General features: G+C 63.2%; 20 protein-coding genes and 1 pseudogene. 7 read left to right on the forward strand and 14 right to left on the reverse strand.

The window, feature by feature from the left end; translation table 11 throughout:
- Positions 1-455 precede the first annotated feature (455 nt).
- Complete coding sequence (locus A4R35_RS19080; RefSeq protein WP_262982358.1) at positions 456-1235, forward strand: Tm-1-like ATP-binding domain-containing protein; 780 nt, start codon at positions 456-458, stop codon at positions 1233-1235.
- Positions 1232-1477, forward strand: a pseudogene (locus tag A4R35_RS25390) (phosphoenolpyruvate hydrolase family protein); the annotation flags it as partial. The gene A4R35_RS19080 and the pseudogene A4R35_RS25390, both read left to right, overlap by 4 nt.
- Before the next feature lie 15 nt (positions 1478-1492).
- Here A4R35_RS25390 and A4R35_RS19090 read toward each other — a convergent pair.
- From A4R35_RS19090 to A4R35_RS19110, 5 genes are all read right to left on the reverse strand, one after another.
- Positions 1493-2413 (reverse strand): amidohydrolase family protein, encoded by a 921-nt coding sequence (locus A4R35_RS19090; RefSeq protein WP_112432154.1) that lies wholly within the window; start codon positions 2411-2413, stop codon positions 1493-1495.
- Positions 2414-2559: 146 nt separating this feature from the next.
- Positions 2560-3531: an aldo/keto reductase gene (locus tag A4R35_RS19095; protein ID WP_223258406.1), complete on the reverse strand. Its 972-nt coding sequence runs from the start codon at positions 3529-3531 to the stop codon at positions 2560-2562.
- Positions 3532-3690: 159 nt separating this feature from the next.
- Entirely contained in the window at positions 3691-4470 is a 780-nt protein-coding gene (locus A4R35_RS19100) for an SDR family NAD(P)-dependent oxidoreductase (RefSeq protein ID WP_112432158.1), read from the reverse strand.
- Positions 4471-4573: 103 nt separating this feature from the next.
- Complete coding sequence (locus tag A4R35_RS19105) at positions 4574-4897, reverse strand: L-rhamnose mutarotase (protein WP_112432160.1); 324 nt, start codon at positions 4895-4897, stop codon at positions 4574-4576.
- A 110-nt stretch (positions 4898-5007) separates the two neighbouring features.
- The gene (locus A4R35_RS19110; protein ID WP_223258407.1) at positions 5008-6342 is read right to left on the reverse strand and encodes an L-fuconate dehydratase; all 1335 of its coding nucleotides are present in this window, start codon (positions 6340-6342) and stop codon (positions 5008-5010) included.
- A gap of 1258 nt (positions 6343-7600) precedes the next feature.
- Here A4R35_RS19110 and A4R35_RS19115 point away from each other — a divergent pair.
- The 5 genes from A4R35_RS19115 (at position 7601) to A4R35_RS19135 (ending at position 13022) form a co-directional block, all read left to right on the forward strand.
- Positions 7601-8380, forward strand: coding sequence for a GntR family transcriptional regulator (locus A4R35_RS19115; protein WP_112432162.1), 780 nt, complete (start codon positions 7601-7603; stop codon positions 8378-8380).
- Positions 8381-8691: 311 nt separating this feature from the next.
- Positions 8692-10212 carry a sugar ABC transporter ATP-binding protein gene (locus tag A4R35_RS19120; protein WP_223258408.1) on the forward strand — a complete coding sequence of 507 codons (1521 nt, stop codon included), beginning with the start codon at positions 8692-8694 and terminating at the stop codon, positions 10210-10212.
- Positions 10209-11237, forward strand: a complete 1029-nt coding sequence (locus tag A4R35_RS19125; protein ID WP_112432164.1) for an ABC transporter permease — start codon at positions 10209-10211, stop codon at positions 11235-11237. Before A4R35_RS19120 ends, A4R35_RS19125 begins: the two co-directional genes overlap by 4 nt.
- 377 nt (positions 11238-11614) lie before the next feature.
- Entirely contained in the window at positions 11615-12646 is a 1032-nt protein-coding gene (locus tag A4R35_RS19130; RefSeq protein ID WP_112432166.1) for an ABC transporter substrate-binding protein, read from the forward strand.
- A 127-nt stretch (positions 12647-12773) separates the two neighbouring features.
- Positions 12774-13022 carry a hypothetical protein gene (locus A4R35_RS19135; protein WP_112432168.1) on the forward strand — a complete coding sequence of 83 codons (249 nt, stop codon included), beginning with the start codon at positions 12774-12776 and terminating at the stop codon, positions 13020-13022.
- Positions 13023-13091: 69 nt separating this feature from the next.
- Here A4R35_RS19135 and A4R35_RS19140 read toward each other — a convergent pair whose 3' ends face one another.
- From A4R35_RS19140 to A4R35_RS19180, 9 genes are all read right to left on the reverse strand, one after another.
- Complete coding sequence (locus A4R35_RS19140; RefSeq protein ID WP_112432171.1) at positions 13092-13337, reverse strand: hypothetical protein; 246 nt, start codon at positions 13335-13337, stop codon at positions 13092-13094.
- Between the two features lie 171 nt (positions 13338-13508).
- Positions 13509-13733: a hypothetical protein gene (locus A4R35_RS19145; RefSeq protein ID WP_112432173.1), complete on the reverse strand. Its 225-nt coding sequence runs from the start codon at positions 13731-13733 to the stop codon at positions 13509-13511.
- A 359-nt stretch (positions 13734-14092) separates the two neighbouring features.
- On the reverse strand, positions 14093-16429 hold the full coding sequence (locus tag A4R35_RS19150) for an Eco57I restriction-modification methylase domain-containing protein (protein ID WP_112432175.1): 2337 nt from the start codon (positions 16427-16429) through the stop codon (positions 14093-14095).
- Between the two features lie 264 nt (positions 16430-16693).
- Positions 16694-17917, reverse strand: coding sequence for a sugar ABC transporter permease (locus A4R35_RS19155; protein ID WP_112432177.1), 1224 nt, complete (start codon positions 17915-17917; stop codon positions 16694-16696).
- A complete protein-coding gene (locus A4R35_RS19160) occupies positions 17914-18753 on the reverse strand; it encodes an ATP-binding cassette domain-containing protein (RefSeq protein WP_189362043.1) in 840 nt (279 codons plus the stop codon). The genes A4R35_RS19155 and A4R35_RS19160 overlap by 4 nt, the downstream gene beginning before the upstream one ends.
- A gap of 255 nt (positions 18754-19008) precedes the next feature.
- Positions 19009-19986, reverse strand: a complete 978-nt coding sequence (locus A4R35_RS19165; protein ID WP_223258409.1) for a sugar ABC transporter substrate-binding protein — start codon at positions 19984-19986, stop codon at positions 19009-19011.
- Positions 19987-20591: 605 nt separating this feature from the next.
- A complete protein-coding gene (locus tag A4R35_RS19170) occupies positions 20592-21995 on the reverse strand; it encodes a PTS sugar transporter subunit IIC (protein WP_112432181.1) in 1404 nt (467 codons plus the stop codon).
- Positions 21992-22324, reverse strand: coding sequence for a PTS sugar transporter subunit IIB (locus A4R35_RS19175; protein WP_112432183.1), 333 nt, complete (start codon positions 22322-22324; stop codon positions 21992-21994). Before A4R35_RS19175 ends, A4R35_RS19170 begins: the two co-directional genes overlap by 4 nt.
- A 478-nt stretch (positions 22325-22802) precedes the next feature.
- Positions 22803-25919, reverse strand: a complete 3117-nt coding sequence (locus A4R35_RS19180; RefSeq protein WP_112432185.1) for a sigma-54-dependent transcriptional regulator — start codon at positions 25917-25919, stop codon at positions 22803-22805.
- Between the last annotated feature and the right edge of the window lie 201 nt (positions 25920-26120).

Raw genomic sequence — 26120 nt, forward strand, 5'->3', positions numbered from 1 at the left:
CAGGCCATGCCGACAAGGGATAGATCGAGGGTAGGGCAAGGTTCCAATCCCTAAACGGGCTTAAGCGGTGTTCGGACATGGTTTTCTCATATTCCAATTATATCATATTAGAGAAGTTCCAATCCCTAAACGGGCTTAAGCGGTGTTCGGACGGTACCCCTTCTAAGATAGCATCTGGAGCGGCCTCTGTCAAGGCTTTTCGATGATCCCAAAAAATCGGTCATCAGTGACCGCATTCGTGCGGCTATGTTGCCAGCCACGTTGGCCCTCGGACCGCTTCAAAAGCCATTCGAGGATCGCTGCGTGGAAAGTCGGGAGCCGAGATCCTCGAAGCGACAGGCACCAGAAATATATTCTTCATTCGAACGGTATTTCTGGCAAAAGAAAATATAAAAAGAACATCGCCAGCTTGTCCCGCGCACCTTCGCCATCACTTCACTCAACGACGCGTTGATATCGCCGGTATCAACCGCCTCTCGGAGCGCATCCTGAGCAACGCCGCCGCCGCCATCGCCGGCATGGCCCGCACCTATGCCTCTTTCCAGCCGACGCCAAGCAGCCGTCTCCTCATCGGCGCCACCATGTTTGGCGTCACCACGCCCTGTGTGACGGAGGCCCGACGCTACCTTGAAGGGCGCGGCTACGAGGTGCTGGTCTTCCAAGCCACCGGCACCGGCGGCCAGTCGCTTGAAGCCCTGGTCCGGGGCGGTTTCCTGGCCGGTGTTCTCGACATCACCACGACCGAGCTGGCCGACGAGCTGGTGGGCGGCGCCCTCGATATGGTCAACTTTGGCCCCATAGAGACGGTCCCCGAGAAATTCCGTTCGCGTCGCCTCTACAAGCACAATCCAACCGTCACCTTGATGCGCACCACGCCCGAAGAATGCGCCGCCCTCGGCCACATCATCGCCCGCAAGCTCAACCAGGCGCGTGGCCCGGTTGCTCTCTTCATCCCGCTGCGTGGCGTCTCGCTCATCGATACCGAGGGACAACCGTTCTACGATCCCGCTGCCGACCAGGCCCTCATCAGTGCGCTCAAAGCCGATCTGCGGCCCCATATCGAGGTCCATGAGCTGGACATGGACATCAACGATCCGCGCTTCGCCCAGGCAATGGCTCGTCGCCTCGATGAGCTGATCCAGCAGCAGCGGCCTCCCGCCAGCGAGCAGACAGACAGTGGGCAGGCGCAGACTCAACAAACTCAAGCGCCCAGCGAAGGAGGAGCAGTCTCATGAATCGAGCAGAGGCACTTGCGCGATTGCGAGAAACCGTCAAGCAAGGAGGAGTGATGATCGGCGCAGGCGCAGGGACCGGCCTGTCGGCCAAGTGCGCTGAGGCCGGCGGCGTTGACCTGATCATCATCTACAACTCGGGCCGCTACCGCATGGCCGGACGCGGCTCCCTGGCGGGCCTGCTCCCCTATGGAGATGCCAACGCCATCGTTGTCGAGATGGCCGGTGAAGTGCTGCCGATGCTGATCCTCCTGGCCAGATCAGGCTGGCGAATGACCCGGCGTGCCGTCCTCAAGGCGATAGACGCGGCGCGCGGTCTCCGACCACAGGAGGCGCTGCTCGTAGAGCGGGTAGGCGCTCAGCATGGCCCGCAGCGCCTCATACCAGCGTCGGTAGCTGGAAGCCAGCAAAACCACAGGCCAATCGCCGCCGAACAGCAGGCGCTCGGGACCAAAGGCCGCCATCACTGTCCCCAGATAGGGGACCAGGTCGTAGGCGCTCCATCGCTCGTGGTCGGCCTCCGTCACCATGCCGCTGACTTTGCAGACCACGTTTGGCAGCTCGCCCAGAGCGTGAATGTGCTCCCGCCACGGCTCGCGCTCTCCTCTACGAATCGGCGGCTTACCCAGGTGATCCAGGATGAAATTTGTGTCGGGGCAGCGCCGCACCAGCTCGACCACGCTGGCCAGCTGCTGGTGGCGTACGCACACATCGCAGGACAGACCATAGTCGGCGAGCAAACGCACGCCGTCGATGAAGGCCGGGCGCAGGCAGAAATCGTCTTCCGCCTCGTTCTCGATGTTGCGCCGTACCCCCTTAATCAAAGGCGAGAGTGCTCGCAGCGCCTCCAGATGCGCGCGCACCGCCAGGCCCTGCTCCAGGGGGGCCGCGGCGACAATGGCCTTCAGCCGCGGCTCCTCCCGCGCTACCTCAACGATCCAGGCTGCTTCCCGCAGCGCCTCCTCGGGTGCCACCACCACCTCGACGTAGACCAGTGCCTCGATCGGCAGACCCTGCGTCTCCCGCCGGTAGTCCTCCGGTCCAAAGGCACGCTTGAGCTGCGGATGCGCCTCCAGCCAGGGCATGCGAAAGCGCTGCGGGTCCCAAAAGTGGACATGGGCATCAATGACTGGGAGCAGCTCGTCTGCTCCCACGGAGGAAGAGAGAGAAACATCGCGCATGGCGGCCCTCGCTCCTTTCTGTGCCTCTCTGCGCAGGGAAGGACTCCCCTGGCTTGGTGCCGATGCGCCTGGCCTGCAATGCCGGCCCTCTCTCCCCGGCAGCCAGAGCTGGCCGACTGGCCTGGCGCCGCCTCACTCGCCTCGCATTACGAAGCCTGATAGATGGCCTCCAGCTCATCCCACAGCTCCGCCGGAATCGGCTGCTGAGCCAGGGCCAGTGTCTCAGCGACCCGCTCGGGCCGCGTCACGCCAACAATGGTCGAGGCAATGCGCTCATCGCGCAGCGAGAACTGCAGAGCCGCCGCCGCCAGCGGCACCCCATAACGCGCGCAGGCGGCCTGCATACGCCGGGCCTTCTCCAACAGCTCCGCGCTGGCCTCGCCGTACATGTAGCGCGGATAGGCGTCCGGTCCCTTGGCCAGCAGCCCGCTGCCGTAAGGAGCAGCATTCACTGCAGCCACCCCGCGGCTCCGGCACAGGTCCCAGAAGCGGTCGGCCTCGCGATTGAGCAGCGTATAGCGGTTGTGAGAGATGGCCGCCTCGAAGAGACCCGTCTCCACAAAGCGCGTCATCATCTCGATCGGGCCGCCGGCGATGCCCAGATGCTCGATCAGGCCCTCCTCCTTCAACTGGAGCAGGACCTCGACCGGGCCGCCCGGGGCCATCATCACCTCGAACGGGTCCTGTGTCGGATCAGGAATATACTCAGGATCGTGCAGGTAGACCAGCTGCAGCCGCTCCAGACCCAGCAAGCGCAGGCTGCGCTCCACGCTGCGGCGCATTTGCGGACCGCTGAACTCGCCCGTCTGCAGATTGCGGTCGGCCTTAGTCGCCAGGACGAAGCCAGGCGGCAGGCCGCCCAGCTCGCGCAGCACGCTGCCAATGCGGCGCTCGCTCTCGCCGTCGCCATAGGCCGCCGCCGTATCAAGGAAATTGATCGGACTGGCAAAGACGGCGCGGATCGTGGCTAAAGCCCGCTCCTCGGGCACCTCGTAAGCAAAGGTCTCCGGCATATTACCCAGTGGGGCACAGCCGATGCAGATCGGCGTCACCTGCAGACCAGTCTGGCCCAGCGCTCGCCGCGGCAGCGGGGCCGCAGTCCCCATTTCAGACGTCATGGCTACAACATACCTCCTCTGCGTTCGCTCCTTCAGGAACAGGGGTGGCAGCGCCTGGACGGCTCGGCTCAGCCAGCGGCTGACCTGGCCACTCAGGCCACTCTCGGGACAGTTGACTGTCGCGCGTCCGCTGCTCCACACAGCGCAGCCTGAGCGCCATCAGATGGCCGTCCAGCCACCGTCGATCACCAGCGCAGAGCCGGTCACAAAGGCCGCCTCATCTGAGGCCAGATAGAGGGCTGCCGCCGCGATCTCCTCGGGTCGCCCCATGCGTCCCAGTGGCTGGCGCGCATGGAGCTGCTGGCGTACCTCATCCTCGCGACCGGCGAAATCGCGCGCCAGGTAGCCCTCCACAAACGGCGTGTGCACCGTGCCCGGGCAGATAGCGTTGCAGCGAATACCCTGTTTCACATAATCGGCGGCAATAGTGCGCGTCAGCGCCAGCACCGCCCCTTTGCTCGCGCTATAGACCAGGCGGCGCTCCACACCGATCATCGCTGCCACCGAGGCCATATTGATGATCACCCCGCCAGGCGGCTGTTGGGCCAGCATCTGGCGCACCCCCTCGCGAGCACAGAGAAAGACGCCGCGGGCATTGACGCGCATCACACGCTCCCAATCCTCCAGCGACGCCTCCAAAACAGTGCCCACGTGGCTGACGCCAGCATTATTGACCAGAATGTCTAACCGGCCCTCGCGAGAGGCCACCTCTGCCACTGCCGCCCGCACCTGATCCTCCTCAGCCACATCCAGCGTCTGGGCGCGGGCCTGGCCGCCAGCGGTCACAATCGCCTCCGTCACGCGCTGCGCCGCCTCCGGGCGCACATCGGCCACCACCACCCGCGCCCCCTGGCGCGCGAAGAGCAGCGCAATCTGCTCTCCGATCCCCGAGCCGGCGCCGGTGATCAATGCCACCTTCCCATCCAGACGAAAGACCACGCTTGCTCCTCCTTTCCGTTCCGGTCCTGTCTATTGGTGAGGCTCCCTTCCCGCCGCAGCGGAGGGAGGCAAGCCGCCATCCTCGACGCTCGCTGGATAGGTGCTAGTCCGTGTGGAAGACCTCGCGCATCATCGCCCACCACTCGCCGGGCGCGCGCGACTCCACAGGCTCCTGCAGGGGATCGGTCAGCTTCCACCACTCCTGTGTTTTCGGGTCGGCGGCCATCTTCGCCATGTCGGCCTCGTAGTCCTCGCCGACGTACTCGAAATAGGCGAAGAGCAGCGTTCCGTGACGGAAAATCGTATAGTTGCGGATATTGCAGGCGTGAATGGTCGCCAGCACCTCCGGCCAGACAGCGGCGTGCAAGCGCTCATAGGTCTCAATAGCGTCTGGCTTGAGGCCAATGATCTGTCCAACTCTGCGCATGGCTGGCAATCCTCCTGTTATTGTAGCGCGCGCGGCAGGCAGATGGAAAGCCTATCCCTGTTCGGTCAAGGCTCCACGCCGCGGCGCCGCACTTGGTCGCCGATCAAGCCTCACTCGCTCAGCTCCTCGGCCTCGCTGCGCTGCATCTCCGCCCAGACCGGCCCATCGGGAAAAGAGTAGGCCGCGATCGAGTCGGCGTGCATTGTCGCGCTGTAGCCTGGGGCCAACGGCGGCAGGTAGCGCCCGTTGCGCATCACCACCGGGTGAACAAAATGCTCGTGCAGGTGCGGCGTATACTCGATCATGCGCCCCTCCAATGAGCCGCTGACAGCGATGTAATCGAAGATCGCCAGGTGCTGCACATACTCAGAGAGGCCCACACCGCCAGCATGGGGGCAGACCGGTATCCCATATTTAGCGGCCAGCAAGAGCACGGCCAGCACCTCGTTGACGCCACCCAGGCGACAGGCGTCGATCTGACAGAAGCCGATGGCCTGAGCCTGAAAGAGTTGCTTGAAGATGATGCGGTTCTGCACATGCTCACCCGTCGCCACCCGCACAGGAGCAATGGCGCGGGCGATGGCGGCATGGCCGAGAATATCATCGGGGCTGGTTGGCTCCTCAATCCAGAGCGGCTGAAACTCCGCCAGCTCCTGCATAACGGCAATGGCCTCTCCCACCTCCCACACCTGGTTGGCGTCCATCATCAGCGTGCAGCCGGGGCCGATCTCCTCGCGCATGATGCGGGCGCGCTGGCGATCCCGCTCCAGGCCGAGGCCGACCTTGAGCTTGAAATGGCGCCAGCCCTCGGCCAGGGCCTGACGGCAGAGGAGCCGCAACTGCTCGTCGCTGTAGCCCGACCAGCCGGCCCCGGTCGTATAGGCAGGATAGCCAAGACGCAGCAGCTCCGCCTCTCGCTCAGCGCGCGTCGGCGCCAGACGCTGTAGCAGCTCCAGAGCCTCGGCGGGCGAGAGCACGTCGCTCAGATAGCGGAAATCGATACAGGCCACCAGCTGCTCGGGCGACATGTCCACCAGCAGCTTCCAGAGCGGCTTCCCCTCGACCTTGGCCCACAGATCCCAGACTGCATTGACCAGAGCCGCCGTGGCCATGTGAATGACCCCCTTCTCCGGCCCGATCCAGCGTAGCTGACTGTCGCCCGTCATGTGGCGCCAGAAAGCGCGCATGTCGGCGGTAAACTCCTCCAGCGTGTGCCCACGCACCAGCGGCGCCAGGGCCCGAATAGCAGCTACACAGACCTCGTTGCCGCGCCCGATGGTGAAGGTAAAGCCATGCCCCTCTAGCCCGTTGGGATGATCGGTCCGCAGGATCACGTAAGCCGCCGAGTAGTCGGGATCGGCATTCATGGCGTCAGAGCCGGCCAGCGTGCGTGAGGTGGGGAAACGAATGTCGTAGGCCCGGACATCAACGATGGTTACTGTCAATACACCACTCCTTTTTACCTGGCTGGCAACGCGCTGCCCCTCCGCCAGAGCAGACAGGCGAACTGGCCGCCTTGTCCTGAACCCGGCTGCTCCCCCTCTCTCCTTGGCTGAAGATCCCGAGGTCCCCAGCCTCTCCCACGACCCCAGCACTTGCCTGACCTGTCGGGGAGAGCCTGGGCCTCTCCCGCTTCATGGCTCGCCGGTGGCGGAGGTGCGAGCGCCTGCTTGACGCTGCGCCACCTGAAGGTATACTATATTCTGTATTCAGAATACAGTACAGCCTGCGGCAAAGTCAAGCAGGCCAGAGCAGTGAAAGCAGCGAAGGGCGAGGCACTAAAGAGATGCAGCGGATTGGAGAGACCCGCTGCATCGCATGGCAGCCTTTCCTTTAGCATGCCTCAGACCAATCAGGACAGAGCCAAAGCGGTCGGCGAGGGGCATGACGACTGGCCTCTCTGCTAGACCTGGCGTGCTAGAGGCGATGAGCGATCTTCCAGATAGCGAATACTGCTCCAGCAACGATGAGGAGCACAATCAGGGGGAGCGGAGTGAACACTACTTGCATGGGCCAAGCCTCCCTTTCTCTTGACTAACTGACAGGAGAGCAAAGAGCTTCTCTCACCGGCTGGCCGCGCAAAGCCAACGCCCCGGGCCACGATCGCCCGGCGCGGCGCCGAGCTGGCGACCCGGCGACTTTTTACTGCGTCATCCTCCTACTACGCTGTTTGCAGCCACCTGGCGCTCTACCTTGCTAAGGTATACGTTCAAGACAAGCGAAAGTTGTGTAACCTGGGCATACAGATAATAATGTCTCGCAACCCAATGGGCTATTTTCCTGCTCTATCATACAGAGCATCTCTTACCCGCATTTTGCCCTGGGCTGAGTTGCCTCATGAGCACGCAGGGCCACCATGCTCACCGGCGCGTCACAGGCATCTCCAGGTTGCACGTTGAAGGGGCTGGAACGGGCGGCGGCTGCCTTGACCTTGGCGGTCCTTCTGGGTATACTATATTCTGTATTCTGAATACAGCACACTCTTTACAAAGTCGGGCGGGCGCGTCAAAATAGAGGAGCGCACCGCGGGCAGGCTCGGAGCCAGACCGTTCGGAGCAAGCCACGGAGGTGAGGCACAGGTGGGCCGCTGGAGCCGCGGGGCGTAGCGGGTCCGAATCTCGGCCCTGGCCGATGGAAGAGAGCCGGGAGCGAAGCGAGAGGAGGATCTGGTGAGACCAGCAAGCAAGACAGGAGCGAGCAGGTATGAGGCAATCTGAAGCGGAAACCGATCATCGGCAGGGGACAACGGCAGCGGTTGCCGACGTTGTTGACGAGCGTTTTGTCAGCGAACTCTTTGACCTGCTCTGGGGGCAAGAGCGCACCGCCACCCCTACCGTCGCCGACTACGCCTACGAACAGCTCTGGAAGCGAGTCATCCTGCTTGGTGGTAGCGAAGAGCAGCGCCTTTCTGACGTGGCTCTTGCCGAGCAACTGGGCGTCAGCCGCACGCCTGTGCGCCAGGCCCTGGAGCGGCTCGTCCAGGAGGGGCTGGTGCGCTCCGATCCGCGGCGGGGCTACTGGACGCGCACCTTCACCGCCCAGGACATCCACGAGATCTACGACCTGCGCGAGGCGCTGGAGGTGCTCGCGCTGCGCTTAGCGGCTCCGCACCTGAAGCGCGAAGAGCTGCAGGCTCAGCTTGATGAGCTGGAGGCCATTCGCGCAGAGCTAGCGAGCAATCCCTTCCTGCGCTTTCTCAAGGTTGATCTACTCTTTCATCTCCTGATCACGCGGGCCTCGCGCAACGGGCGCCTCATTCACTGTCTCTCGGAGCTGCGCAGTCAGCTCTGCATGTTCCAGATGCGTGATAGTTTCTACCCGCGCCGCATCGAGATCGCGCTCAACGACCATGAGCAGATCCTGCGGGCCTTACTCGCCGGCAAGCCCGACGAGGCTGCCAACCTGTTAGCGGCCCACATCCGCCACTCCAAAGAGGGAGTGCTTGCCGATATCTTTGCCGAAGAGAGTCAAGCCCCCTTCTAGCCAGTCAGAGGGGGACAGGGGCCGCGTCGTGTCGCGTCGCAGTGCCTGCACAGTGCCTGTGCAGTGCCTGCGCAGCGTCCGGCCAGCGGCCAGATGGAGCAGCCGGCCCAGGCCAATGCTGGATGGCTGGTAAAGCTCTTCCGAAACCGGGCAGTGAGTGCGCTGCCTGGCAATCGGCAGAGCCAGAAACAGGGAGGGAGAGGTAGGGCGAGAGGCTGGATGAAGGAAGATCGGGGAGGCAGGGTAGAAGCAGGGCACAAGGAGAGCGGGCGGGGCTATGAAGCCGCTGCCACACTCGCAGGGAGGTCGTCATGCCTTCGACTTCGATGGAGACGGAGCAGTCACCGATCATTCGCCTGCGCAAGATCACCAGGCGCTTTCCGGGCGTCACCGCCGTCGCCGAGGTTGACCTCGACATCTATCCCGGGGAAGTTCACGTCGTGGCTGGCGAAAACGGGGCGGGTAAATCGACGCTCATGAAAATACTCTATCAAGTGGAGCGTCCCGACGCCGGTCAGATCTATCTCAACGGCGAGCCTCTTAGTTTTCACGGGCCGCACTATGCCCGCGCGCTCGGCATCGCTATGGTGCACCAGGAATTTGCCCTTGCACCACACCTCTCCGTCGCCGAAAACCTCTTTCTCGGGCGCGAGCCGCTGCGCTTCGGCTTCATCCGCCGGCGTCGCGAGCTGGCCGAGGCGCGCCACCTGCTGGAGCAGGTTGGTCTCAACCTGGACCCGCGTCGCCTGGTGGCCTCGCTCTCCGTGGCCGAGCAGCAGCTTGTTGAGATCGCTCGGGCCATCAGCTTCAATGCGCGCGTCCTCATCCTTGACGAGCCGACCGCCACCCTCACTGAGCAAGAGATTGCCCGCCTCTTCGAGGTCATTCGCCAGCTCACGGCTCAGGGCGTGGCCGTCCTGTATATTTCCCATCGCCTCGATGAAATCTTCCAGATCGCTGACCGCGTTACTGTCATGCGCGATGGGCGCGTTGTTGCCACCCTCCCGCGGGCCGAACTCAGCGAGCAGAAGCTGGTCCAGCTCATGGTCGGGCGCGCCATCACCAACCTCTACCCGCGGCCCGAGACCCATCCGGGTCCTGTCCTGCTGCGCGTCGAAGGACTGAGCCGGCGCGGCCTGCTGCACGACTGCTCATTCGAGGTGCATGCTGGCGAAATCCTGGGCCTGGCCGGGCTGATTGGCGCGGGACGGAGCGAGCTGGCGCGCGCCGTCTGTGGGGCTGACCCAATCGATAGCGGGCGCATCCTCCTCGACGGCCAGGAACTGCACATTCGCCGTCCCGCCGACGCCATTCGTGCTGGACTGGCCTACGTCACCGAAGATCGCAAGCGTGAGGGGTTGGCCCTTGATCTGGGCGTTGATCAGAACATTACCCTGGCCAGTCTGCCTGTCCGCCTGGGGTTGCTGCTCTTGCGTCGCGAACGCAGCGTAGCGCTGCACGCCTGCCAGCGCCTCAACATCCGCACCCCTTCGGTACGTCGCAAGGTGCGCCTCCTCTCGGGCGGCAACCAGCAGAAGGTTGTCGTCGCGCGCTGGCTGGAGACGCAGGCCAGAGTCATCTTTTTCGACGAGCCAGCGCGCGGCATCGATGTTGGTGCCAAAGCTGAGATGTTCGCTCTCATCGGCAGGCTGGCGAGCGAGGGGCGGGCCATCGTGCTCATCTCCTCCTATCTTCCCGAGCTGCTCAACATGTGCGATCGTATTGCAGTGATGCGCGAGGGGCGCATCGTCGGCACGCTCTCGCGAGGACAGTTCAGCGAAGAGCGCATCATTGCCCTGGCGACTGGGGCCAGTGAGGTGACCATCCCATGAAGGAATCTCTGAGCAGGAACATCACGGACGAGCCGGGCGCGGAGGCCGGCCTCTCCTGGCGCCGGCTGTTGCCGACCCAGATCTCCGACCTTATTTCGCAATTCGCTGCGGCGGGTGCGCTGATCATCATCTGTATCGCGCTCTCCATCGCATCGCCGGTCTTTCTCACCCTCTACAACCTCTTCAATATTGTCTCGCAGACCGCCGTCACGGCCATTATCGCCCTGGGCATGACCTTCGTCATCATCACCGCCGGCATCGACCTCTCGGTCGGCTCGGTAGCGGCTCTGGCTGGCGTGTTGGGCGTCAAAATGATGGTCGATCTGGGTCTGAGCTGGCCGCTAGCGGTCCTCGGCGGCACCCTGGTCGGCGGCCTGGCCGGCCTGGCCAATGGCCTGCTGATTACCCGGGCGCGCCTGGCGCCCTTCATCGCCACCCTGGGCATGATGAGCGTGGCCCGCGGCCTGGTGAACATTATCACCGGAGCAACAGCCGTCTTCGGCGTCCCCGATTCCTTCCGTCTGCTCGGCCAGGGCATGATCGACGGCGTGCCCATCCCCTTGATTACGCTGATAGTGCTGGCTGTGGCGGCCCACCTGCTCTTGAGTCGCACACGCCTGGGACGCTACACCTATGCCATCGGCTCCAATGAGGAGGCGGCCCGTCTGGCAGGCATTCGCGTTGGTGCCTATCTGGTGGCCGTCTATGTGCTCCAGGGCCTGCTGGCCGGCTTTGGTGGCATGGTGGCCATGTCGCGTGTGGCCTCGGGCCAGCCCAACTTTGGCGATGGCCTGGAGCTGGATGTGATCGCCGCCGCTGTCATCGGAGGCTGCAGCCTCTTCGGCGGCCAGGGCACCATTCTGGGCACCCTGATCGGCGCCTTCTTGATGGCGGTGATCCGCAACGGCGCAGTCCTGCTCAATATCGATACCTTTACGCAGAGCGTCATCATCGGCGTCATTATCTGGCTGGCGGTGATTTGGGACCAGTTCCGCCGCCGCCGCTTTGCGGAAAGCACCCGCTAAGCGCGATCCAACCCGCGTCGCGCCGCGCGCTCGCCAGCCAGCGGCTGTGCTGGCTCAGGACGCTCTACACGTACACGACATTGTCGACCAGAGAAAGGGGGTGGCTCTCTTCTCGCACATGCTCTCTCACATCTCTGAGACATCTCTGACAGGCTGCCAGCTCTTCTGGCGAGCCTGCCCGCTCGCTCACTAGTGGACAGGTTGAGCTGGCGGTTATGATCTGCGATTGGCAACTGCCGCATGAGGCGCAGACAGAGAAGATATGGCATCAAGGATGATGAGCGATCGGCGCGGCCTGGGTTGGCGAGGCCCGCCGCTTCAGTGAGGAAACAGACGACCGCGGTGCACCGCGGTCAAAGGCAAAGGAGGCTGTTCTGATGCGACAACTTCTGCGCAGACTGGTGCGGGATATCTTCTTTCCTCTCTGGCTACTGCTGGTGGCCGGCCTGGTAAGTGCCTGTGGCAGCGTCACTGTACAGTCATCAGGCAGTAATAACAACACTACTGCCTCTGGACCGCTCAGGATTGCGGTCATTCCCAAAGCCATCGGCTTCGACTTCTGGGAGCAGGTGCACAAAGGGGCGGAGTGCGCCGCTTCGAAGCAGCAGCAGGTCTCGGTGATCTGGAACGGCGTTACCGCTGAGACCGACGTGACCGGGCAGATCGACCTGCTGACCAACTATATTACGCAGCGTGTCAATGGCCTGATCTACGCTGCTACCGATGCGCGCGCCCTCTACCAGGTGACGCAGCAGGCCCTCAAGGCCAACATCCCCGTGGTCAATATCGACTCGGGTACCTATCCGCAGCCGTCCAACGTGCCGCTCTTTGCCACTGATAACATCGCCTCAGCGCGCAAGGCTGCCGATCTGCTGGCCCAGCAGCTCAACGGTCATGGTAAGGTCGCCCTGATTGAGTTCCAGCCGGGCAGCGCCACCAATGATCAGCGTGTCCAGGGTTTCAAGCAAGAGCTGGCCAGGTATCCTGGCATTCAGCTCGTCGCTGACCAGTCCAGCCACAGCGACTACAACCAGGCGCTGAGTGTGGCCGAGGATATCCTGACGGCTCACCCCGACCTGAACGGGATCTTTGCCGCCAATGAGCCAAGCGTGCTCGGAGCGGCGGAGGCGGTGCGCCGCATTGGCAAAGCAGGCAAGATCACAATCATCGGCTGGGATGCCGCCCCCGACGAGGTCAAGGGAGTGCAGCAGGGAACGATTTCGGCCCTGGTGGTGCAGAACCCCTTTAGGATGGGCTATGACAGCGTCAACGCAATGGTGCGTATCCTGCGTCAGCATGCCACCGTCCAGAGCGAAGATACGGGGGTGACGATCCTCACCAAGGCCAATCTGAACGATCCCAAGGTGCAGGCAGTGCTCAATCCGAGCTGCCAGAATCCTCCGCTGTGAGCCAGCCAGGCTGTTGTGAACCGGTCAGGCTGTAGCTGAGTCGGTGAAGGCTCAGGCGACTCGGACCAGCTCACTGCAGTCCAGGTAGAGAAAGGTCCAGCGCCCAGGGGAGGGAGGCGACGAGGAAATGCTGAGTGGGCAGTTGCTCGTGCTTCCTCCCTGGGCGCTGGACCATCTTGTTCAAGTCGTCCAGATCGCCTGTCTGCTCTGCTGCCCTTTCCGCTCGCAGCGCCTGGGCGAGGCCCAAAGAAGGCCGTTGCCCACCACCAGGCTGCAGCGCAGCGCAGCGCGAGCAATTGGCTGGGTTGGCCGCTCGACGGTGATGGCCCGGAGCAAGGCAGGCACGATTAGTCTGGGTCGATCTCCTGCCGGCTGATCAGCTCAGACCGCCAGACAGGTGTGCCAGACGATCAAGCCTTGTGATCAGCCGACTGATGGGAGCTGTCTACACCTGGCAGGCATGGCGGGCGTAGCCGGTCATGCCGACAGGGGTGCTTCCTACCTTCGTTCGTTCCGTTCCCTGTTCGCTCTGCAATGAGTGGGTGGCTTGACGGAAGGTCAGAGCTTCAGCGAAGCAGAAGCGGGCCAGACAGACGCCATTCTGTCGTGTGCTCTCTGCCAGCAGTCCCCAGGCTGCTGGCAAAGGATAAGAGGCTAGCCAGGCTGGCCCTCGTGGCTCCAGAGTTGCCATGCTTAGCTGCCACACAGCGATCGTCGCTGCTGGACGCGGACCGGTCGCAGTCAGTCAAGTCCGATCACGATTCAGGCGCGAGATTGCCGTACTGGCTTGCGTCTCTCTTGATGAGCGCGCTCTCTCAGACCAGGCGAGACTACCTAGATACGCGTGGCTTGCGCTGCGCGCTCAAGGCTTGATCAGGGCCTCATAGTAGTCTGCACAGTCGTCGCAGAGGATCGTCGCTATCTTGGTGATGTAGTCGCGAGTAGACTGCTGATGCTCAGGGCACACGGGCATCTGGCAGCGCGCACATAGAGCTGTCGCCTTGGCCCCACACACGTAGCATTTCCTGGGATCGATCTTGCCTCCCTCATTCTCGGGAGGGATCTCTGTGATCTGCTCTTCTAACATGGCTCCTCCTTCGTGTCCATGATGACGCGCTGTTTCGGCTCGTTGCACTGACCGATCCGACCGCCCTGCGTCCTGACTGGCAGGCGCAAAAAAAGCCCTGACTCCTAACGTTGTACGTGAAAATCTGCTCTTCTGTCAAGTTGCTGCAAGCTGTACCATGACGGTTCAACGCCTTCGGGCTGCCCCCCTTCTGCCGAGCTGGCTGGCTCTCGTCTCTGCCTGGGCGAGATACCTCCCAGGCGCAAGCATCACCCAGACGGCAAGCCCTGAGCTGGAACGGGGTCAGTCCCCTGGCGAGGTGGATAGACAGGCCCCCTGTCCGCTCCTCTCCCCGCTCTCGCCGACGTTACCCTCTTATTTTATACCGCGCTTTCAAGCAGACGCGTTTCAGCCTCGCTGAGGCCGTAGAGGCGAAAGACCAGGGCGTTGACCTGGGCCTCCAGCGCCTGACGTTGCTGGTAGAGGGTCTGGCGCTCCTCCGGCCTGGTGCTGGAGGCCAGGCGCTCCTGAAGGGCCATCATGGCGCGCGCGGCGGCGATCAGCGGCTCCTGATGCGCCGCCAGATGTCGCGGCAGAGGAATGGCGGCCAGCGTTGTCTGATTGAGCTGAGGAAATAAGCGCTTGTAGGCTGTAAATGTCTTGTAGAGGTAATAATCGATCAGACGGCTGTTGAGAATCGCGAGCAAAGCCTCATAGGCGAGGCGCTCATCGAGCAGATGCAGGTTATAGAGCGACTGCATCGTCGCCAGGCCGGCGGTCTCCAGCGCGGCCACGCAGCACCGGCCCGTTTTAACCACCACGATTTTGGGCGCCTGGTAGAAGCTGGCGGGCTTGGTCAGAGTATAGACAAAGCGCGTTGGGGGGGCGATATAGTAGCGGGTCACATTATCGCCGGCCAGGATCGGCAGCGGGCCAGCCTCTCCGACGTGCCGCTTGCCGATCTCCTCGCCGCGCGAGATGTGTACCCGCTGGCCGAGCGGCTCGCCCTCGCGCTCCAGGCGAGCCAGCAGGGCTGCCTCCTCATCGCTCACGTGCACCAGCAGGCGGTGGCCGGCGTCGTCCAGAAAGCGCTGCCGGCTGCAGAGGGCACGTGTATACACCGGCAGCGTTGGCAGGCCCTGGCTGGCGGGGGAGGCTGCCGCTGGCGCTGGTACATCGCAGGCGATCGTCGATGGCTGAGCGCCGCGCTCGACGACCAGCACGGCGGCGGAGACGCAGGCGCGGAAGACAGGGCCGCAATGGTAAACGCGGAGCAGCCCCTCGCGTAGCAAAGTAGCGCGGGCCTGGCGAGCCTCGTCGCGTGCCAGCAGGGCGTCGGGCACCACGAAAGCAAAGCGCCCACCGCGGCGGGTCAACTTGAGGCCCTGCTCGATAAAGAGCCAGCAGGCATCGTACTGGCGACGCGCCAGGGTGAAGGCCGCCTCCAGATAGGGACGCGCCGTCTGCGGGCGCTGCTCGCCGAACAGGTAGGGTGGATTGCCAATCACCGCATCAAAGCCCCCCGTCCCGCCCTGGGTCTGCCTCTTGAAAACCTGCGGAAAGGCCATCTGCCAGTGGAATGGGGCGACCTCTGGACCCAGAGGGCTGCCCAGAGCGTTGCCACAGCGGATCGTCATCTCCAGGCGTGGCAGCACCCTGGCGGCCTGGGCCCGCTCGCGAGCGCTACTCGTGCACTCCTCCAGGAGGAGCAAGAAGAGCGACAGGCGTGTTACCTCCACAGCGCAGCGATCGAGGTCAACCCCATAGATCTGCTCCAGGAGAATGCGCCGGCCCTCGGCCAGAGTCAGGCGCCAGTGGCCCTGACCATCATGTCGCAGTGCCTGGGGAAAGCGTTCCGCTCCCTCGGCCACATACCGCTCGCGGAACCAGTGCAGGAGCAGGCGGTAGAGGCGTATCAAGAAGGAGCCAGCACCACAGCAGGGGTCGAGCACGCGCAGCCGGGCGGCGCGCGTCACCTCCCTCTCCCTCTCAAGCAAGGCTACCACGCTATGGGTGAGGATATAATCGACAACCGCGGGAGGCGTATAATAGATGCCGTCGGCCTTCTTCGCAGCTCGTTCCTCGCTCAGGACCAGGCGGCCTGTGGCATCCGTCGTCAGGCTCTTCTCTAGAAAATGCTCATAGAGGCGACCGAGCACCGAAGGTGAAAGACAGGCAAAATCGCAGGGAGCCAGGGGAGGATAGAGAGCCTGCAGCAGCCTGCGCAAGGTCTCATCGTCCAGTCTTAGCCTTGAGAGCAGCCCCTCTGTCATCGTGTGGGGATGGGGAGCGCCGGGCAGGCCAGCCAGCGTGCTGCTCCCTGTGACCGGGGTCCTGGCGCAGAAGAGATCGGCGGTGTAACGCCGTCCTGCCGCCTGAAAGCGCCGCAGCAAACGCGCATAGATCATCCGCTGCTCGCTCAGCCGGAGCAGGCTGCCTGGTGGCTCCAGGCCGCGCTCCTCACAAAAACGTAGAAAGAGCAGGCGCGCCAGCAGCAGCTGCACGGCGCGGTTCAGATCGTCGGGTGTCAGGATTGCATTACAGCGTACCAGGCCCTCGCTGAGCCAGAGGCGCCACTCTGTCGCCGCACGCAACAGCGTCTCCTCAGCCGTTGCGCGCTCTGCATCCTCGGCCAGAAGGGGAGCCAGCAGGGACATAGCCGGGGCCGGGGACTCCATACCAGATTCTGAGAACGGCTGTGAGAGGCCTTGCAGCACGCCTGGCTCTTCCTCCTTCTCTAGCGATCAGCATGGCGAGCGACGTACGAGACGCCGATCCGACCAATCCTTCCAGCCCGCCCATGATCCCGCCCCAGGCCAGTGCCTCGCCTTGGAGTCGGAGCGGGCGGACAAGCGAGGCGTAGGCCTCACCGCTGGGCTGGGCCAGGATTGAGATCGACCGCTGGTCGACCAGCGCAGCGAGGCAACTACCGCTGCGCTGCGCTGAGCAGCCAGGGCCAGGGCGGCAAGCGGACGGACAACCTAGCGGCCCCGACGAGCCTGAGCGCGGCGAATCAGGGCATCGGCAGCCACGGCGATCACCAGAACCACGCCCTCCACCATCTCCTTCACATCGGTACCCTGGCTCTTCAGGTCGAGGCCGTTCTCCAGGCTGCCAATGATCAGCGCGCCAAGGATCAGGGTCCAGACCGAGCCTTTGCCGCCGAAGAGGCTCACGCCGCCGATCACTGCCGCTGCGATCGAATCGAGCAGCAGCGTCGGGTCAATCTGACTGGCCACCGCCAGACCGCGCGAAGCCGCCAGCACGCCGCCGATGGCCGCCAGCGTCGAGCACATCGTAAAGACCGCCACGCGAATCAGCGGCACATTGATGCCCGCGCGGCGCGCCGCCTCGGCGTTCCCACCCACGGCGTAGACATAGCGGCCAAAGGGCGTCTTCGTCAGCAGGAGCCAGCAGAGCAGGATCAGCCCGGTCAGGAAAATCACCGACTGAGGCACGCCCAGGTAGGACTCGAAGAGAGCTACTGCGCCCTCGACAATCACCGTCACGATCACGATCTGCAGCAGCAAGCGCGGCAGCGGTTGTGTACGCAGGCCGGTGCGCTTGCGACGCATATAGTTGAAGACCACAAACCCAATATAGAGCAAGAGCGCCAGTGTTGGCAAGCCGATGCCCAGCGCATCCGGCAAGTAATTATTCGCCAGCGAGACGATGAAGGTATCGTGGATAATCAGCGTACTCTGTCCGGCGAGCAGGTACAGTAAGAGGCCAGAGTAGCCGATAGAGGCCGCCAACGTCACAATGAAGGAAGGAATGCGAATGAAGGCGACCAGCAAGCCGTTAATGAGTCCGGTGAGGGCACCCGTCACAAGGGCGGCCAGAATCGCCCAACCGGCAGACACTCCGTGGCGCTCGGTCAGCACACCCATCACCACGGAACAGAGCGTACTTACTGCCGCCACCGACAGATCGATCTCGCCCAGCAGCAGCACCAGTGTACTGCCCAGGGCCAACACGCCGATCTGCGTAATCTGAAGCACCAGATTCGAAAGGTTACGCGGTGTCAAAAAGAGGCCGCCGGTTGTCAAAGCAAAGTAGGCGGCAATGACCAGCAACGTCAGTAACACGGGCACAAAGCCCAGATCGGTGCGCAGGAGCTGGCCCACCGTGGGACGCGGCAGCCTGGAGGGCACCTCAACGCTGGTTGTCGGAGCTGGTTGCTTCTGCTTCACAGCTTCACTCATGACTGCAGACCTCCTCCATTCGCGCCATTCGCGTCCACCTCAGCGCCGAACTCCGCGCCAGTGATGGCCGCTACCACGCGCTCAGGCGTCGCCGACTTCACATCGAAAGTAGCCACGCGTCGCCCCAGGCGTAGCACAATCACGCGGTCCACGACCTCAAAAACATCGGCCAGATTATGCGAGATCACCACAACCGCCAGGCCTTGCTCGCGCAGGCGCTTGATCAGATTGAGTACCTGGCGCGTCTGCGCCACGCCCAGGGCCGCCGTCGGCTCGTCCAGGAGCACCACACGGGCCTGACGCAGAATGGTCTTGGCGACCGCGATGGACTGGCGTTGGCCACCCGAGAGCAGCGAGACCGGCACGCGCACCGAAGGGATCTTGACATCGAGCACGCTGAGCACGCGCAGGGCCTCGCGCTCCATAGACACCTCAGAGAGCACGGGCCAGATATCAAGTTCCTCGTGGCCGAGGAAGAGATTAGCGACCACATCGAGATTATCGCAGAGCGCCAGGTCCTGATAGACGGTCTCGATCCCCAGGCGTGTCGCCACGCTGGGACCAGTGATCTTCACCGGGGTGCCCTCCAGGAAGATCTCGCCGCTGTCGGCCTGCTCGACGCCGGAGATTATCTTGACCAGCGTCGATTTGCCGGCGCCATTGTCGCCCACGAGGCCGACAACTTCGCCGGCGTAGACCTCAAAGTCGACATTCGAGAGGGCCTGCACGGCCCCAAACGCCTTACTGATACCGGTCAGGCGCAGACGTGGCTCAGCCACGCCCGTCTGGCCGGGCCGAGAAGGAGCGGTGGGTGTACTGATAGAACTGTCTGCCATGTGGCCTCCACAATGAGCGAACTAATGACACACATGGCTCATCGGCGAGCAATGGGAGAGGCAGACAGGCCAGATGGCCGACTGACCGGGCGGGCGCCCTGCTCGCCGATGAGCTGGTAATCATGCCCGTTTCGCCTGCCGGTGATTCACAGCTGCTGTCGCGATCTGTACTGCTATTATATAGCAGTGGCGAGATCGAGAGCAGCCCGAGGCGGAACCACACAGCGGCAGGTGGCCAGGGAGAAGGGGCTTAGCTTAGCAGATGCCTCCGGTCCCTGGCGGGAGGCCCTGACAGATCTGCTCTTTGGTCACGAAGCCGTCGGCCAGGACCGTCGAAGCGATATTCGACTTATCGACAGCCACCGGTGTCTCCAGGACCGATGGAATGTTGCCGCCGTCCTTGGTCTTGGTCTGGCCGTTGATCAGCTTCGAGGTGTCTTCCCCTTTGCTGATGGCTGCCACCAGCTGGGCGGTCGCGTTAGCCTCCTTGGTGATGGCCTTGTAGACCGTCATCGCCTGCTCGCCCGTCAGAATATTCTGGATACCGGCGACGGTGGCATCCTGACCGGTGACCAGCACCTTCTTATCCAGGTGCTGAGCCTTGAGGGCAGCGATCACCGAGTTGGCCATCCCATCGTTGGCCACATAGGCGATCTGGATATTGTTCTGGTTGGCCGTCAGGGCCTGATCCATCTCGGTGCGCGCCGTGTCGTTATCCCAGCCAGGCGTATAGGTCTCGTAGACCAGCTTCAGCTCGCCACTCTGGAAGAGCGGATCAAGCGCCTGGTGCGCGCCCTGGCGGAAGAGGATGGCGTTGTTATCGGTCTGAGAGCCGTTGATCATCACCACACGGTCGCCCTTGTGATGATGCTGCACAATGTACTCGCCCTGCAGGTAACCGACGCGCACGTTATCGAAGGAGACGTAGTAGGCCAGGTCCTTGGACTGGATCAGGCGGTCGTAAGCGATAACGGGAACGCCTTGCTGCTTGGCCTTGAGAACGATGGCGGCAGCGGCATCGCTATCGACAGCACCCACCACCAGGATGCAGTCGCCGCGTGTCAGGTCGGCCTCGGCCTGGTTGAGCTGCTCGTCCTTGTTGCCCTCAGCGTTGTTATAGTCGACAGTCGCCCCGGGCAGGGCCGCCTTGATGCCGTTAATCAGCGCCGGCCTGTCCTTGGCATCCCAGCGCTCCGAGGTGGCCGTCTCCGGCAGGAGGATGCCAATCTTCATGCATCCTTTGCCATTCGCTGCTCCAGACGACGAGGTCCCACCTGTGCTACCACTGCTGCCACAGGCGGCTAGAAGGAGAGATAAGAGCAGCGTGATCGCTATGGCAGCAAATCTGCGCTGTCGGATAAATAACGTCATTGTTCGCACCCTATCCTTTCGTAGAGAACTCTGTGCAATGAGCTAGACAGCAGGCATTGCCTGGTCGCAAGACAGGCCGCGGGTGAAAGTTACGCTACGAGTGCTGCCTGTCTCACTGAAGATGACTCCTCGCTCCCCCCGAAGGGGTAAGCGAAGCGGGCCGACATCGGCTCTGGCTGCAGCGCTCCTGCTCGATTGTCCGAGGCCGGTCAGTGGCGGGCGCTCTGCCAGGTGCATGAGCAAGAGCACAGCGCTCATGCGTTTGTCCGTTTGTTCGCTCGTATGTCTGTCTTCAGCCGCGTGAGGCCCAGTGCTTGCCATTGACGGAGTCGGTCAGGGAGGGAAGGGAACTCCAGCTACCCTCTCCCGCCGGGAGAGCTATCTACCTCCTTTCTGTCACCTTGCCTGCGCTCGGAAACGGAGCGGCCAGGCTCCAGCCGCTCTGGGAGCCATTGGCCCTGGTTTGGTTAGCGGCTCAGTGCCCCCCGACCGGCGCCGCTGCTGACCGACGCCACGGCTTTGGTGGCCGTAGCGCGCTCGCTTTCGCCGCGGGCCGCCGCCTCTTCGCGAGCGATCAAGATGCGTTCCCAGGCTTTGAAGAAGGGATAATAGAGCACAGCGGAAACAGCGAGATCGAAGAACTGCAGGAGGCTGCCACGAATGTCGCCCCCCGTAGCCACGAAGCCGCTGATTCCGACGGGAACGGTAAAGGGCTGCATCACCATCGGCACGTGGACCAGGCCGAAGGAGAAGGCCAGGTAATTGATGGTGACGATGGTGACGGGAACCAGCACGAAGGGGATCATCATCAGCGGGTTGAGCGCCATAGGGACCCCGAACGTGACCGGTTCATTGATATTGAAAATCGCCGGCCCCAGGGCGACCTTGCCAACGGTACGCAACTGGGCCGAGCGCGAGCGTAGCATATAAATCACCAGTGGCCAGGTCGCACCTGAGCCGCCCAGGTGAGCGAAAATATGGAAAAACGGCTCAGTGACGATGCCGTGGGCATGAGCCGGGCCGGCGGCGGCGTTGGCGGCCAGCGTGCTGAACCAGAATGGGGCCGCGATCGCCGTGACGATATTCATCCCGTGGATGCCCACCGACCAGAGCAGCATCATCAGGATGATCTCCAGCAGGGCTGCTGGATAGCTGTCCTGCACCACCACCAGCGGCTCAAAGACCTTCATCAGCAGGATCGGCAGCGTCAATTGCAACGTCACACGATGGCCGCTGCTGTCGGTCGTCGTCACCGTATGCGAGCTGACGAACCACTCCAGCAGCCAGATCGCCGTGATGAGCAGCACGGCAGGCACCAGCGCCTCGAAGGCGCGCTTGACATTGGCGGGCACGCTCTTCGGCAGGCGAATGGTGAAACGGGAGCTGCGGAACCAGCGCATAACCTCACTGGTGAGGATGCCGATCAGGATTGCGATGAGCAGGCCCTGACCGCCGAGGTAGGGCAGGATGGTGCCCAGCGTCAGGCTGTTAAGGTTGGTGACCGGCATGCTGGCGACGAGGAAGAGGACCATCGCCAGGACGCCCGGCTGTACCGGCTCTGTGCGCCGGTACTGGGCGACGCTGTAGGCCACGCCGAAGGCCAGGAAGAGCGCCATTAGCCCAAAGGACAGGTTGAAAGGCACCAAAATGGCGTTCTGAATGCCAGGATGGGCCTGGAGAAATTGAGCCAGGGCTGGAATTGGCGGATTGGCGATGATCAGAAAGATGCTACCCGCGATGATCAGCGGGAGCGTGAAGATGATGAAGGCGTCGCGAATCGCCTGCAGGTAGATGTTGCTGGCGATCGCGCTCAGCGGCGGTACCAGATAGCGCTCAAACCAGGCGCTACTCTTTTCGATCATCGCATTCATGGCTGTGCCTGACCTTCCTGCGTCTCTTGCAGGAGCAAGAGCACTTGCTCCAGCACGGCCTCGCCGTTCATCGTCGCATAGTGAAATGGCTCAATCAAGGCCACGGGCTTGCCGGCTTCCTGCGCCAGCTTCTCGATGCTCTTGCGCAGATGGCGAATCTGCGGAGCAATGAGCACTACATCGCACTCGTCCAGCCGGTCCATGTATTCACCGGCGCTCAAAGCCTCAACGCTGAGTGTGTAGTTGCGTGCCGCTGCCGCTTCGAGCATGCTTTCCACCAGCAGGCTGGTGGACATGCCCCAGCTGCAGACAATCAGGACTCGGATCATGCTCGCTCCTTCCCGCCGCACGCTGGCTCGCCTCCGCTTCCCTCGCCTGCCTGTTCCCGGTCTGGCCCTCCTCTATCCCGGCTCCGACCAGACCAGCCACCGGGGCGAGGAGAAGGTCAAGGCTACCACCGCGCTGCGGGGTCACTCTTCTCTTCTAGCAAGAACTATGCCAGAAATGTGTGTAGCACAGATAGCACACTGAAGGGACGCGCTCGTCGCTACTCTGCTGCTTGGATGGCAGGGGATGGGCTTGGGTCTGTCCGACTGGGCCAGACCAGGTTGGATGGCTCTGGACGACTGCATCGCTGGCAGAAATGGCCACAAGCCAGGCGCGCCCCCGGCTCCTTTGAGAAATGTCGCTCGCTTGACTAAGGGTGCTCTGGACTTCCTTTTGCCTTTATTATACGTAGCCGGGCGGGAGATGACGCAGCCCTACTCTGCCATGTCGAAAGTGGAGGAGAAAAGGCGCCAGACGGCGTCAAGAGCGGGCGGCGAAGATATCGAGCTGGCGCAGAATGCAAACGATATTGTAGGCCTCTTCGTCAGGTAGGAAGCGTCCGACCTGTTCTCCTAGTAGCTGCAGAGCATGGCGACAGATGGAGAGGTCGCGGGCAAACTGCTGCTCGACCAGGCGGCGTACTGCCTCACTCACCAGCATCCCTTTGTAGGGAACGCCCCGTTCCAAAATGCAGGCCAGATGCAGCATCAAGCCGGCCAGCACTTCCATTGGAAAGCTCTCGCCGACCTCGACCTCGATCAGTTCGATTACGCGATCGAGCAGGGGCATGACGCGCGCCGGATTGAGAAAAATCATGCGCTGGCTGAGCGTCTCCGTGAGCTGGCGCACCAGATCGGCGCGGCGGGAGAACAGCTGTACCTGCTCCCGCTGGACCCCATTGCCATCGCTAAGCGCTTCCCCTGGGGGGAAGTGACCCGTGGCCACCGTGCTGGCCAGAGGCAGCGTCAGGGGGGGCGCCGCCCCTGGTCCCTGCTCGCGCCCGGCCTGCAGCAGAGCTGGATCGATGAGCGTCTCGCCGAGCAGCGTGCGCAGGCGGGCCAGACCATCGCCGAAGAGCAAATCCGTCAAGGGAATAAAAGGATAGTCGTCCAGGTGGGGGTTAATGGTGCCCACGACGGCGATCACCTGGCGGTTACCGACGAGCTGCTGGATGTCCTCGCGTGTCTTGTAAGAGAGAGTAATATCCATGCATAAGATCTTGATCCCCTGCTCGTGCAGACCGGGCAGGGCCTCGTTGATCAGCTCGGCGATCTTCGCGGCGCTGCCAAGGCCCGTCAGGCACACTGAGAGAATGACGCGCCCGGCCTCGCGACTGGGGCCGGGGTCTCCAAAGCCTGGGGTGGGCAATGGCTCTGTGTGGCGCTCACGACCGCCGCTGCGGTTACTGATCGAGCGCGTCAGGGTCAGGCTCTCGGCCAGTTGGTCGAGGCTCAGGTCACGCGAGCGCTGGGCGCGGCGCACTGCCTCGATCACCAGGGGTGCGCTAACGTCGGAGACCGTGCGCACACGGACGCCGGTCTGTTGTTCGACCAGCTCGTTCAGGGAGAGCAGGGAGACGAAGTCAACGAGGAGCAGGACGCCGGCCCCCTGGTCGGCCACGCGTACCCAACTGGCGACCTGGGCCACCAGCTCGTCGGGCGACTGCTCCAGTGACAGCTCGACCCAGCGCACGGTCTTGACGCCGACCAGGGTATTGGCCAGCTCGGCCAGGCCAGCGGCGATGCCGCGCCCGTGGGCGGCGACTACAATACCGACGCCGGGCTGCTCGCTGCTAAGCAGGCTATCGGCATGAGCCAGGAGCACGGCCAGTACATCAACCTCGCTCTCGGGGAGCGGGGCCTGCAGGGCGTTACGGAGCTGAGCCAGAGCGGCGCGCGCTACCTCATATTCGCGCGGATAAGTTTCGGCCACGGATTCGATAACGGAAGTGGGAACTTGATGGCCGCGGGCCAGGTGCTCCAGTGTACTGGTGACGTGCATGGCCAGGACGAGGGCCAGCTTCTCGGGCAGGTCGCGCTCCAGGCGCTGGGCGGCGAAGTCGACTACGGAGCTGCAGGCGGCGGCAACCTGCTCGTCGACCAGATGCGGAACCGCTTCCTGGCGGGCGCGCGTGACCTCGTCGGCGAAGCGCTGGAAGTAGTGTTGGATCTCTAGCTGCAATAACCGATTGACTTCGCTGTCGGTGAGGCCGCTGCGCCGCAGCGTGCGCACCTCCTGGCTGATGGTCTCGTAGAGGTCGCGGGCCGAGTGGGGCAGGACATCGAGGCTGAGGCCGGTCGGAGTGAAGATGTGGCTGACCTTGAGGACGTCGAGCAGCGGCTCCAGCGAGCGCTGCAGCTCGGCGGTGCGCAGGAGGCCACGGCGCACGTGGTCGGGCAGGTTGCTGACGTCAACGTGCAGCTCGCTGAGATTGCGCGTGCGGTAATCCAGATAGGCCCGGGCGCACAGCAGCTGGATGTCGGTGCGCAGTTGCCCGATGTTGCCGGGACACTCGTAGAGCAGGAGGGCCTGAATGACCTGCGGTTCAACGTGGATGTTGGCGCCGATGCTGCTGCATTCGGTGGTGAAGAAGGCGCGGATGAGGGCGTAGCGCTCCTGCATCGAGCGCTCGGCCAGACCAGGCAGCGTGATGAGCATAGGAATGCGCCGGCGGAAGGTTGGCAGCAAGGTGATGTTGGGGTCCTCGGTGGTGGCGGCAATGAGTAAGATGCTGGCCTGCCGCTCCTCGACGTCGCCCAGGCGACGGAAGCGCTCGCGGTCCATCAGATAGAAGAGCATCTCCTGTCCCTCGGGAGGGAGGCGGTGCACTTCGTCGAGGAAGAGGATACCGCCGCTGGCCTGCTCGACGAGGCCCGGGCGGTCGCGCTCGGCGCCGGTGTAGGCCCCGCGAACGACGCCAAAGAGGTGGGCCATGAGCAGCTGTGGATTGCCGGCGTAGTCGGCGCAGTTGAAGGAGACGAAGGGGGCGTTGGGAGGTAAAGCCCCGAATTCGATGGCAAAGGCATGCATCAGGCGCGCAAAGGTGGTCTTGCCCACACCACTGGGGCCGCAGATGAGCGTGTGCAGCCCGTGCGGGGGGTAGAGCATGGCCGCCTTCGCCTGCTGAATAGCGACCTTCAGTCCTTCGTCGCTCCCGACCAGCGTTTCAAAGCTGGTAACTATGGCTCCACTCTGCATGGAGGCCACCACCACTGGCAGCTTGTTGGGAGCCTCGGGTCTGACCAGCTTCGGCAGATCAGGCGGGCGGGTAGCCGCCGGGGCCTGGGTCTGCTGGATCTGCTTCTGCTGCGACTCCCTGACCGGCAGTGGCTGTGACCCGACCGGCGACAGTGGCGGTTGGGGGGAGAGGCTCCTGACGGCAAACAGGACAGGACGACCAGGAATACGCTCGACCTTCCCCTCCTGTGCTAACTGATTAAGGTCACGGCTGGCATTGGTGCGATCGATAGCGGCGCGTTCCGCGACTTCTTCGGCGCTGAACCCTCGCTTGCGCCTGAGCGCCGTGCCTTCGGGGGCAGCGGCGGCCTCCGCACACATGGCGCGCAAGATTTCAAAGACGCGATCTTTGCGCAGCAAGCGACGTCTTCCTTCTGACTGACCTGCTCAGCTCAGCGGTTTCCCTGTCTGTTCAGTGTTCAGTTTAACATCACTTGCCCGTAAATACAACCGGGCGGCATTCCTGTCCCGGGACGGAAATAGCTGGACCGGCCACCGCTGCGGCAATTTGGTGACGGACCTGTGAGGTGGCAGGGCAGTACTCCTGCCTGCGAGCGGCAG

Origin of the sequence: Thermogemmatispora tikiterensis (assembly GCF_003268475.1) — a bacterium.
In the GTDB taxonomy this organism is placed as follows: domain Bacteria; phylum Chloroflexota; class Ktedonobacteria; order Ktedonobacterales; family Ktedonobacteraceae; genus Thermogemmatispora; species Thermogemmatispora tikiterensis.